Origin of the sequence: Brevibacterium paucivorans, assembly GCF_016907735.1 — a bacterium.
GTDB lineage: Bacteria > Actinomycetota > Actinomycetes > Actinomycetales > Brevibacteriaceae > Brevibacterium > Brevibacterium paucivorans.
Genome location: NZ_JAFBCP010000001.1, coordinates 1043674 through 1054814 on the forward strand (window position 1 = coordinate 1043674; position 11141 = coordinate 1054814).

Annotated in this window: 11 protein-coding genes; 5 read left to right on the top strand and 6 right to left on the bottom strand. The window is 59.3% G+C overall.

Annotated features, from left to right (window positions below; all coding sequences use genetic code 11):
• Positions 1–47 precede the first annotated feature (47 nt).
• The 5 genes from JOE56_RS04895 to JOE56_RS04915 are packed head-to-tail and all read right to left on the bottom strand — an operon-like array spanning position 48 to position 4978.
• A complete protein-coding gene (locus tag JOE56_RS04895) occupies positions 48–1277 on the bottom strand; it encodes an alpha-hydroxy acid oxidase (protein ID WP_204515086.1) in 1230 nt (409 codons plus the stop codon).
• Positions 1264–2112, bottom strand: a complete 849-nt coding sequence (locus JOE56_RS04900) for a ribonuclease FAU-1 family protein (protein ID WP_239530372.1) — start codon at positions 2110–2112, stop codon at positions 1264–1266. The genes JOE56_RS04895 and JOE56_RS04900 overlap by 14 nt, the downstream gene beginning before the upstream one ends.
• Positions 2096–3100: a DUF4097 family beta strand repeat-containing protein gene (locus JOE56_RS04905; RefSeq protein WP_204515087.1), complete on the bottom strand. Its 1005-nt coding sequence runs from the start codon at positions 3098–3100 to the stop codon at positions 2096–2098. The genes JOE56_RS04900 and JOE56_RS04905 overlap by 17 nt, the downstream gene beginning before the upstream one ends.
• A 1-nt stretch (position 3101) precedes the next feature.
• Positions 3102–3746 (bottom strand): response regulator transcription factor, encoded by a 645-nt coding sequence (locus JOE56_RS04910; protein ID WP_005883494.1) that lies wholly within the window; start codon positions 3744–3746, stop codon positions 3102–3104.
• Positions 3737–4978 carry a sensor histidine kinase gene (locus tag JOE56_RS04915; RefSeq protein ID WP_204515088.1) on the bottom strand — a complete coding sequence of 414 codons (1242 nt, stop codon included), beginning with the start codon at positions 4976–4978 and terminating at the stop codon, positions 3737–3739. The genes JOE56_RS04910 and JOE56_RS04915 overlap by 10 nt, the downstream gene beginning before the upstream one ends.
• Before the next feature lie 147 nt (positions 4979–5125).
• Here JOE56_RS04915 and JOE56_RS04920 point away from each other — a divergent pair, with 147 nt between their 5' ends.
• Entirely contained in the window at positions 5126–5731 is a 606-nt protein-coding gene (locus JOE56_RS04920; RefSeq protein ID WP_239530373.1) for a hypothetical protein, read from the top strand.
• A gap of 116 nt (positions 5732–5847) precedes the next feature.
• Here the strand turns inward: JOE56_RS04920 and JOE56_RS04925 are convergent, their stop codons facing one another.
• Positions 5848–6609, bottom strand: a complete 762-nt coding sequence (locus JOE56_RS04925; RefSeq protein WP_204515089.1) for an SDR family NAD(P)-dependent oxidoreductase — start codon at positions 6607–6609, stop codon at positions 5848–5850.
• A gap of 190 nt (positions 6610–6799) precedes the next feature.
• On the opposite strand from JOE56_RS04925, the gene JOE56_RS04930 reads away from it, so the two are divergent.
• The 4 genes from JOE56_RS04930 to pgm all read left to right on the top strand — a co-directional run bounded on the left by JOE56_RS04930 (position 6800) and on the right by pgm (position 11135).
• Positions 6800–7507 (top strand): TetR/AcrR family transcriptional regulator, encoded by a 708-nt coding sequence (locus tag JOE56_RS04930; protein WP_204515090.1) that lies wholly within the window; start codon positions 6800–6802, stop codon positions 7505–7507.
• 22 nt (positions 7508–7529) lie between these two features.
• Complete coding sequence (locus tag JOE56_RS04935) at positions 7530–9038, top strand: acetyl-CoA hydrolase/transferase family protein (RefSeq protein WP_204515091.1); 1509 nt, start codon at positions 7530–7532, stop codon at positions 9036–9038.
• Positions 9039–9080: 42 nt separating this feature from the next.
• The gene (locus JOE56_RS04940; RefSeq protein WP_102238882.1) at positions 9081–9407 is read left to right on the top strand and encodes a rhodanese-like domain-containing protein; all 327 of its coding nucleotides are present in this window, start codon (positions 9081–9083) and stop codon (positions 9405–9407) included.
• Positions 9408–9494: 87 nt separating this feature from the next.
• Positions 9495–11135 (top strand): phosphoglucomutase (alpha-D-glucose-1,6-bisphosphate-dependent), encoded by a 1641-nt coding sequence (gene pgm / locus JOE56_RS04945; RefSeq protein WP_204515092.1) that lies wholly within the window; start codon positions 9495–9497, stop codon positions 11133–11135.
• The last annotated feature ends 6 nt before the right edge of the window (positions 11136–11141 follow it).

The following is an 11141-nucleotide window of genomic DNA, read 5'->3' on the forward strand; positions in this document are numbered from 1 at the left end:
TGCCCCGGCCACTGCCCGAGGTGTCACTTCCTATGTTGTTCTGTCACCTATGACTTCAAGTTACGCGAGTACGTGCGCACCATGTCTGGGTTGAGGTCTGAAATTGACCCGGCCCCCATGAGTTGCATAGTGACGGTCATTTCGTTTTCCAGAATCTCAAAGACCTTGCGCACCCCAGCTTCACCGGCGGCCATGAGACCGTACAGGTACGCCCGTCCAATCAACGTGAAGTCGGCACCCACGGCCAGCGCACCAATAATGTCCTGACCACGCATGATGCCCGAATCCAGGATGATTGGCACATCCTCACCCACCGCTTCACGGACCACCGGAAGCGCCTCTAAGGTGATAGGCGCGCGGTCGAGCTGACGACCACCGTGGTTGGACACCACCAACCCGTCGGCGCCGGCGTCCAAAGACTTCGACGCATCCACCTCGGTCAGAACACCCTTCACGAACAACTTTCCGGGCCACACTGAGCGAATCCACTTCAAGTCCTCAAAACTCAACGTGGGGTCAAACATGGATGAGGTGAGGCTCGCCAGATCAGACACCTCGTTCGACAGCGACGCGTACGTCAGCGGGTCAGTTGTCAAGAAGTTAAACCACCACTCTGGCCTGTACGACGCATCCAACACCGTTCCGGCAGAAAGCTTAGGCGGGATCGTGAGCCCGTGGCGCACATCGCGCAAACGACGCCCCGCCACCGTGGTGTCCACAGTCACCAACAGCGTTTCAAAGCCGTTCTTCCACGCCCGTTCCAGCAGATCTTGGGACGCGTCGCGGTCACGCCACAGGTACAGCTGGAACCACTTGGTTGCGTTGGGCGCACACGACGCCACATCCTCAATGCTGCGCGTACCCATGGTGGACAGGGTGAACGGAACCCCAAAACGGTCAGCCGTGCGCACACCGGCCACTTCGCCTTCCGTGTGCATCATGCGGGTAAACCCGGTAGGGGCGATCCCCACCGGCAAGCGCGATTCCACGCCTGCGATCGTGGTGGATAGGTCCACGTCGGCCGACCCTGCCAAAATCGCTGGGTCAAACTCTAGGTTCCTAAACGCTTCACGATTACCGCGGTACGTGTACTCGTCCTGCGCACCACCGTCCACGTAGTTGAACGGCCCCGCAGGTGTGCGTCGCTTGGCAATCCGACGCAAATCATCAATGTCACCCACACGCGCCAACCTGGATTTTCGACCCCCAAGGTTGAGATCGAACTGCATGAGTGGCAAGAAGTTCTTTAACTGCGGAACGCGTCTAATGGTCACCATGATGCCACTCTACCGAGCCGTCAGGGTCCACACATTCCCGGCCCGGGATATCCCAACTGCCGGGCGCCTGCCAGCCCGACCAGTCCTCGGTAAATGCCCACATGCCTTGTTCCCACTCGCTCAACGCCACAGCGGCGTTGGCGCGAATTGCTGCCGCGACGTCAGCGTCCCACTGGCCGTACTTCACCGCCGCGGCCAGTTCGTCTTCGTCTTTGAGCTGTGGCACCTGGCCTGGGCGAATCACAAGATCAAGCACATGGTCCGAGGTGTATAACTCCCCCACCGCGTTCCCGTCCACCGCGGGCCCCAACCGGTGATGCCCCTCAAGGTTCACGTAGTGCGCGTTCACTGTGCCCGACGCTTCACGGAACACCCACACCGAAAAGGGCATGCCCACCGGAATCAGCCGTAGCACCCCGCGCCCATACCACTGGCCACCCACCGCCACACGATCGACCCTGCGTGGGTTAAACCGCACGTGATCAGGCACGTTGTGCGGGTTCACACTCTCAAACCCCGCCAACCGGGCGTGAACCACCGGCGTGCCCCCGGCCAGCCACACCACTAGTCCACGTTCGTCATGACGCACCACCCGCACCGGCTGCACAACATCCACCCCGTGTACCGCGAAGTCGTGCCGACGGAATCGCCACCGCACCACGTCACCCGGTTGCAGTCGCGGAGCCTGGGCGAGCGGAACGGAGCTGGCCGGGGCTGGCGACGGAAACGGCTCCGTTCCGTATTGGCTAGGCTCAGCTCCGTATTGGACTGAGTTGTTCTGGCTCGGCTCCTGCCCAGAACCTTCCTGCCCAGAACCGTCAGTTGGTGTAGTCAATCGTGATTGCTCCAGTTTTGGTCGATGCTTTGACCGGGATCGCGTTGGGGTCGGAATCGTTTGAGTCTACATTGACAGTCTTCGAACCAGTCTGAGTTTGAGCTTCCACGGCGTACGGGCGCCCGTCCGGCACGTCTTTTGGATCCCGAACCTCGATGTCTACTGCGCCAGTCTTGGCCCCTGCCCGGATGCTTGAAGGCTGCGTGTCTTCGTGCATTTCATACGTCACCGCCCCGCTTGTCGCTTCTAAAGCAACCGCGCCGGTGACCTTCAGTTCATCCACTGTGACACTTCCCGTGCGAGCGCGCCCCGTGAAACTTTCCGCCTCACCTGCCGCGGAAATCATGCCCGACCTGGTGCTCAACTCCACGTTCTTTGCTTTCGCTTCGAAGTGAACCACACCCCGATCGCTCGTCACTTTCACGTCCTGGTAGGTGCCTTCGTCGATGCTCACCTCACCGGATTTCCATTCCGCCTGGATGTTGCGTGCTTTGCCTTCCGGCACACCGATCGTAACCGTTGTGCTTCTGCCTGCCGTCCACTTGCCTGGGGTGTGCGTCACGTTCACCTGGTCGGCTGAGTCAGATGTTTGTGTTTCTACCTTTGGTGGCTCCCCCGAACCAACAGCCTTGTACTTGATGAAACCTTCACCTTTGGTGGGCACGACCTTGACATACACATTCTCCCCGTTCAGTTCCAGCGTATCCGTCGCTGGGTTGAACGGTATGTTCTTTTCCACCACCTCGACCTGCAGAAGCTGCACGGCCGCCGCCGCACCAAAACTCGCCGGCACGGCAACCGCCAGGCACACCACCGCGGCCACGGCAACGCGCCACAGAATTCGGCCCGTTGAACTTAGCGGTGGCGCAGGTTTCGTGTACTTCTTTGGTTTGGGTTGTTGCGGGTGCCCACCCGCCCGAGGTGGTTGCGGGTACGCGTTCTGCCCACCTGGGACTGGGTTTCCAGAGTAATCCGTTGGCATCGTCATGTCAGACTCCTAAAAACTTCAGAACAGCGAGGACGCGGCGGTTTTCATCGCTATCAGCCAGCAGACCAAGCTTGGTAAACATCGAACTGATGTGCTTTTCAACAGCACCACTGCTTAAGAACAACGTGCTCGCAATAGCTGAGTTTGACTTCCCTTCCGCCATCAACTGCAACACTTGGCGTTCACGTTCACTCAGAACCGCCAGCCCGTCCTTCTTCCGGGAGCGGACCATGATCTGGGCAACCACCTCGGGATCCAAAACCGTGCCCCCACCCGCCACGTCTTCAACCGCGGCCAGGAAGTCATCCACATCAGCCACACGATCCTTGAGCAGATACCCAAAGTTGCCCGTGTTCTCAGCGATCAGATCAGACGCGTACCGTTCCTCCACGTACTGGCTGAGCACCAGCACACTCACCTCCGGGTTCTGGCTACGGATCAGCACCGCGGCCCGAATACCCTCATCCGTAAACGTGGGCGGCATCCGCACGTCCACAATCACCAGGTCCGGGTTGAGGTCCGTCACCGACGACAGCAGATCAGTAGCGTCAGACAGGGTGGCGACTACCTCGTGCCCCGCATCCGTGAGCAGACGAACAAGACCTTCACGCAACAAAACCGAATCTTCAGCAATCACTATTCGCATGGCAACTCCACTGTGATAACCGTGGGACCACCCACGGGAGAATGAACATTGAACGTACCCCTGGCCGCCGTCACACGGTGGGCCAACCCAGCCAACCCGGTAGTCGAGCCGGCGGTCGAAAGCTGGGCACCACCTCGGCCGTTGTCACGCACCTCAATCCGCATGCGACCACCCATGTACGTGATACTCACGTGGCCTTCCGTGGCTTGAGCGTGCTTGCCCATGTTGGAAAGCGCCTCGGCGACCACAAAGTACGCGACCGATTCGATGTTTGGTGCCACCCGCGGCACATCGACGTTGACCGTCACAGGCACGGCCGAACGGGCCGCCAAAGCCGAAACTGCCGCATCCAAACCACGGTCGGTGAGCACCGCCGGGTGGATTCCCCGGACCAGTTCGCGTAGCTGAGTGATCGCGGCCTTCGAATCACTGTGCGCTTCCTCCAGCAGGGCGTGCGCGCCCTCCGGGTCACGAGCCACCTTCGCCTTAGCCATGCCCACCTTCATGGACAGGGCCACCAGGGTGGGTTGGACGCCGTCGTGCAGGTCGCGTTCGATACGTAGGCGCTCCGTGGTGGCCGCATCTACCGCGCCCACGCGAGCGCGGTCAACCTCGGTGAGTTCCCGCTTCAAGGTTTCCGCCTGGGGCACCGCTAAGAGCCAGCGGTCAAGAGCGCGGTCGGCGATCGCGGCCACCCACAGACTCACAAACCCCACGATGAACGCCAGGCACCCGAACACAACGAACATTCCACGGGCCGGGCCTCGTGCCGGGGCGTCGAAGGCGATCAGAGTCGCATCTGGGTTAATGGCGCCGATGAACAGGAAAGTGGCGAACGTCGCACACATTGCGACGAGGATGAGTGTGAAGAGCCCCAGCACTTGTTTGGAGAAGTGCAGTGCGGTTTCGCGCCAGAAGTACGCTTCGCCGGCGGCGCGGATATTGGTTTCTGCCCAGCCTCTGAAGCCAGTGCTGTTGGCTCGGCGTCGAGGCGGGAACGGAATTTCCGTGTTGTAGATCGCTTCAGAGCGACGACGCTCCAGGACATTGATACCGCGTTGCACCAGCACCCAAAAGAACAGGACGATGAGTCCCAGTCCACCGGCCAGCGCGGTACTGATGCCGGTTGTGATGACGATGAGTTGAATCCACAGCCAAACGGTCGCGATGATCCCCGAAAACAGGACATTGAGCATGCCCCACGGGTTCGGGATGAGCAGTTCTTTCTTCATGCTTCCAATCTAGGTTTCGCCTACCGTTCAAGAATATGGTGCTGACCGCCAACCGGGGTAGGGAAAACCCCCGAGGCGGTGGTGGGGTTGGGTTTCAGACGGGGGTTTCTAAGGTTGCATGAAACCTTCGCCGTTACAGTGAACGCTATGGATGAGTCACACACACCGTTGCGATCACGCACCAGGACATTCATCCTGTTTTGGATTTCGGCAATCACTGGCGTTGCCATGTACGTGACCCAACACATTCTGGTTGAACGTGGCGACCTCCCACGCTCCCTACCCACAGGCGACTCCGTTGGAGTCGTGACCATGGGGGTAGAAATCGCACTGGGCGTTCTCGCTCTCGCTCTGCTCCCCGCCGCTATTCGCCACGACCCCATGGAACGCGAAAAGTCCTACGTAGGCCCACCCGAAGCACTCGTCGCCTCACTCGTCATCCTGTGCCTGTGGTTCGTTACCCTCCTGGCAGCACCGGCTGGGGCGGTCGTGCTCATTTCACTATCCGCCAGGCTCTCACCCTCGTGGACACTGCCTGCGATCGCAGCCTCGATACTTTCGGTGGTCGTTCACGAACTCACTTACAGCCCACTTGCCCACGACTTCGACTACCGCGTGGCCCTTGGTGCCATCTGCCTAACCCTCATCCTCATTGGCATGGGCACGGCCCGCGGAATCGTTTTACGACGCCAACTCGTCCACAGTTTCCGCACCCGCCACGACGCAGACGAACAGCAGCACGCCCACAAATAACCACCTCGGCGGGGGTGCGAAACACTCACAGACAGCAAAACAAAACCAGCAAAACAAAACCGGCGCGCACCCAACAATGGGCACGCGCCGGCACTACAAAAGAAACTCCCGAAATCTTATTTCGGAGCCATGCGGATTGCGCCATCCAGGCGGATGGTCTCACCGTTGATGTATTCGTGGGTGACAAGCATGTCAGCCAGCTGCGCGTATTCTTCCGGCGTGCCCAGGCGAGCAGGGTGCGGAATCGAAGCAGCCAAGGAATCCTGCGCTGCCTGTGGCAGACCAGCCATCATCGGGGTCTGGAAAATACCAGGCGCAATCGTGTTCACACGGATCTTGCTGGCAGCCAATTCGCGAGCCATCGGCAGAGTCACAGCGTGGACACCACCCTTAGACGCGGAGTACGCGATCTGACCAATCTGACCGTCAAACGCAGCCACCGAAGCTGTGTTGATGATGACACCACGGTCACCGTCGAGCTCTTCGTTCTGCTGCATCGCAACAGTCGCCAAACGCGAAACGTTGATGGTACCGATCAAGTTCACACCAATCACCAGCTTGAGCTGGTCCAGCGGAAGCGCACCCTTCTTGCCCACCAGCTTGCCAGGGGTCGCAACACCTGCACAGTTCACAACAACACGCAGGTCACCCAGGCTGGTGGCCTTGTCAACAGCAGCCTGAACCTGCTCTTCGTTCTGCACGTCCGCAGCCACAAAGTGCGCGTTGTCGCCCAAGCTCGCTGCCGCTTCGGTTCCGACTTCTTCGTTCAAGTCGACCATGACCACTTTTGCGCCGGCTTCCAAGAAGCGCTTGGTCGTTGCAAGTCCAAGACCTGAAGCGCCACCGGTCACCAGTGCTACTGCACCGTCGAGTTTCATACCTTTACCTCCGGTTGTTCGGAGCACACCACCCACAAAAGGGCGCGCGCCACTTGACACGTAAAACCAAAACTCCTGGTTACTTCACCAGGCTATGGCCCAGTCTAGGACGCTCAGTTAACAGAACATAACTTGCGTCACATTTTCTGCATGATTAGGTTGTTGAGAAGCTCACGAAAAGGAGCCCAGCATGACAAAGTCCAACGGCCGGGACCAAATCCTTCAAGCCGCACTGGTGACGTTCGCACACAATGGATTCGACGGAGCATCCATTCGCGACATCGCACAGCGCGCTGACCTCAGCCTTTCGGCCCTGTACTACTACTTCTCGTCCAAGAAGGAAGCACTGTTTGCACTGGTGGAAAAGGCCTACTCCACGTACAACGAACGCACGGCTGAAATCCTCGCCCAAGCCCCCGATGACGTCAACGCCCAAGTCGCGTACGGCGTCCAGCACCTGGTCAGTTACAGGTGTACCAACATCATGTACTCCCGCGTCATTCTGCTAGAAACCGGCCGGCTGTCCGGCCCCCGCTTCGCGCAAGCCCACGAAATGCAGCGCGAATCCAGTTCCGTGTTTGAAAAGATTATTGCCCGAGGTCGTTCCCAGGGAATCTTTCATGTTGACGACCCTGCGCTCGCCACCCGGTCGGTGAACGCGATGTGCAATGCGATACCCCAGTGGTTCTCACCAGGTGGCACATACACTCCCGAACTTCTTGCCCACAAGTACGTGCTGGCAACATTACGTATGCTTGGTTCTGAACAAGCACACAACATCGAACCGTTCTTCGACGGCAGTGTTGACGCTTCGGCCAATCACATCGACCCGACTCCTGACACACCAGGCGACGCTAAAGGTGAGGCCAAAAAGGTAGTCCGTTTACCTCCTTTGTGAGTCATTTGAAAGAATGAGGACCATGTCCCGCATTTTGTGTCCTGAACTAACCCACAAGGTTATGTCTGCTACCGACGCCGCCTCGTTTATCAACCACGGCGACAACGTCGGTATGAGTGGTTTTACCGGCGCCGGTTTCCCTAAAGCGGTCCCGCAAGCGCTCGCCAACCGGATTCGTGACGCGCACAGCGCTGGCGACGAATTTTCGATTGGCATGTTTACTGGTGCTTCCACCTCGGCCGAGGTGGATGGCGCCTTGGCTGAGGTCGATGGGGTGCATCTGCGCACGCCTTTCAACACCGACCCGGACATGCGGAAAGCCATTAACGACGGACGCGTCGAATACATGGATCAGCACTTGAGCCACCTCGCCCAGCAAGTGTGGTTCGGTTTCTACGGCAACCTTGACGTTGCCGTCATCGAAGTCGCAGCGGTGCTCCCTAACGGACTTTTGGTGCCGGGCACCTCGGTAGGAAACAACAAAACTTGGCTCGATCTTGCGGATAAAGTCATCCTGGAAGTCAACGACTGGTTGCCCACCCAGTTCGAAGGCATGCACGACGTGTACTACGGAACGCGCATTCCTCCACACCGCAACCCCATCCAGATCCTTTCGCCAGACCAGCGCATTGGCGACCCGTACCTGCGGGTAGACCCGGACAAGATCGTGGCGATCGTAAAAACGGACGCTCCTGACCGCGACAACACGTTCAGCCCTGTCGACGACGCTTCAGAGGCGATGGCCGGATACCTCATCGACTTCTTGCGCCACGAAGTCAAAGCTGGTCGCATGCCCAAGAACCTTCTGCCGTTGCAGTCGGGTGTGGGCAATGTGGCCAACGCGGTGCTGGCGGGACTGGCTGAATCAGAGTTCGAACACATGACTTCCTACACCGAGGTCATCCAGGACAACCTGCTCGCCCTGCTAGACACGGGCAAGCTCGACAGCATTTCCGCCACATCGTTTAGTCTGTCGCGGGACGTGGCTGAAAAGTTCAACCAAAACATCGACAACTACAAGGGCCGCATCCTGTTGCGCACCCAAGAGATGTCGAACCACCCAGAAATCGTGCGCCGCCTAGGTGTTATCGCGATCAACGGCATGGTTGAAACCGACATTTACGGGCACGTGAACTCCACGCACATCATGGGGTCAAAGATGATGAACGGAATTGGCGGATCGGGTGACTTCGCCCGAAACGCGTTTCTCAACTTCTTTGTGTCACCTTCAACGGCTAAGGGCGGAAAGATTTCGTCAGTGGTGCCCATGGCCAGCCACGTGGACCACACAGAACACGATGTTCACGTGATTGTGACCGAACAGGGAATCGCAGACCTGCGCGGACTGTCGCCTCACAAGCGTGCTCAGCGCATCATCGACAACTGTGCGCACCCGGACTACCGCGATGCCCTGCGTGACTACTACGAACGCGCGTGCAAGAACGCGACCGGACTCCACACGCCACACATCCTGGAAGAGGCTTTGAGCTGGCACGTTTCACTGCGTGATACCGGCACCATGCGGAAGTGAAAATTCAGCCAATCCTCTGAAAACCAGGGATACACTGACGGTATGAGCGAACCAACAGTTACAGTTCCAGAAATCCCAGACGACGCTGTTTTCCTGGACGTCCGCGAGGACTTCGAGTTCGAAGCCGGACACATTGAAGGTGCGCACCACATTCCACTCAGTGAACTTGAACCGCGCTACGGCGATGTGCCCGTCGATGTTGACGTGTACGTCGTCTGCCGTTCAGGTGGGCGCGCCTTGCGTGCCGCCGCTTGGCTCAACCTCAACGGGTTTGACGCTGTGGTTGTCGAAGGCGGAATGGGCGCGTGGAACCTCGACCACGGACGGCCAATTGTGTCGGAAAACGGTCAAGAACCAACAGTAGTTTGACCCCGAGTTTGATCTCCGCCACCTAGTCCCACACTGATAGCCCGCATACCCGCCCACACCTTGTAGCACGACCGGAGTGAGTGAAACATGACCAACCGAGCAGGACAGCCAGCCCAGGAAACAGACCTCGTCGACATTACTAAACTGCTCGATGCGTACCACGACACCGTACCCACGCCCAGCGAGCCAACCCAGCGGGTGGCGTTTGGCACCTCGGGACACAGGGGCAGCAGCCTCACTGGTTCGTTCAACGAAGCTCACATCGTAGCGATCACCAAGGCCATCATCGAATACCGGGCGGGCCAAAACTACACCGGACCCATCTACCTGGGGCGCGACACCCACGCATTGTCAGAACCGGCTCTGCTCACAGTGCTCGAGGTGCTCGCGGGGGCGGGCGTGCCCGTCATGATCGACGACCGTGACGGTTACACCCCAACACCGGTGCTCAGCCACGCGATCATCACCCACAACAAGCGGGTGGGCACCGCGCAGGGACTGGCCGACGGCATCATCATCACCCCGTCCCACAACCCGCCCAGCGACGGTGGGATCAAGTACAACCCACCCCACGGTGGCCCAGCTGGAGCCGACATCACCGCGTGGATCGAAAACCGGGCCAACGAACTGCTGGAAGGCGCGTGGCGGGACATCCCACGCACCCCATTCCAGCGGGCCTTCCACCTGGAGAACACCACAAACTTCAACTACGTCGAAAACTACATTGGCGACCTCGGCGCGGTCATTGACATGGAGGCAATCGCCCAGTCCGGCCTGCGTCTGGCAGCCGACCCACTGGGTGGCGCCAGCGTCGACTTCTGGTCCTCGATTAGCGAAATCCACGACCTCAACCTGGACGTGGTGAACTCGCAGGTGGACCCGGCGTGGAGCTTCATGACCCTGGACTGGGACGAAAAGATCCGCATGGACTGCTCGTCGCCGTACGCCATGGCATCGCTGATTGAGTCAGCGGGTGACTACGACTTGTGCTTTGGGAACGACCCGGATGCCGACCGGCACGGGATCGTCACCCCTGATGGCGGGCTCATGAACCCCAACCACTACATGGCGGTAGCCATTGACTACCTGTTCCAGAACCGTCCCGGTTGGGGCTCCGAGGTGGCAATCGGGAAGACGCTGGTGTCCTCCAGTCTCATTGACCGGGTGGCGACACGCCTGGGTCGGAAGCTGGTCGAGGTGCCCGTTGGGTTCAAGTGGTTCGTAGATGGGCTGGCTGACGGTTCTTTGGGATTCGGCGGGGAAGAGTCCGCGGGTGCGTCGTTCTTGCGGATGGACGGCTCTGCATGGTCCACGGATAAAGACGGAATTCTGCTGTGCCTGCTGGCTGCCGAGATCACGGCCAAGACTGGCGAAACTCCGTCGCAGCGTCACGCCAAGCTGGTCGCAGAACTAGGCGCGAGTTCCTACGCCCGCGTCGACGCGCCGGCTACGCCTGAACAGAAGGCTGTTCTGAAGAAGCTCAGTGCGTCAGATGTCACCGCCACCACGTTGGCAGGCGACCCCATCACGGGCACGTTCACGGAGGCGCCCGGAAACGGTGCCGCGATTGGTGGTTTGAAAGTGACCACGGATAACGCGTGGTTCGCGGCACGGCCGTCCGGGACGGAAGACGTGTACAAGATCTACGCTGAATCGTTCAAGGGTGACGAGCACCTGGCGCAGGTTCAGGAGCAGGCGCGCGAGGTCGTGGGGGCTGTTCTTAAGTAGAGAGGT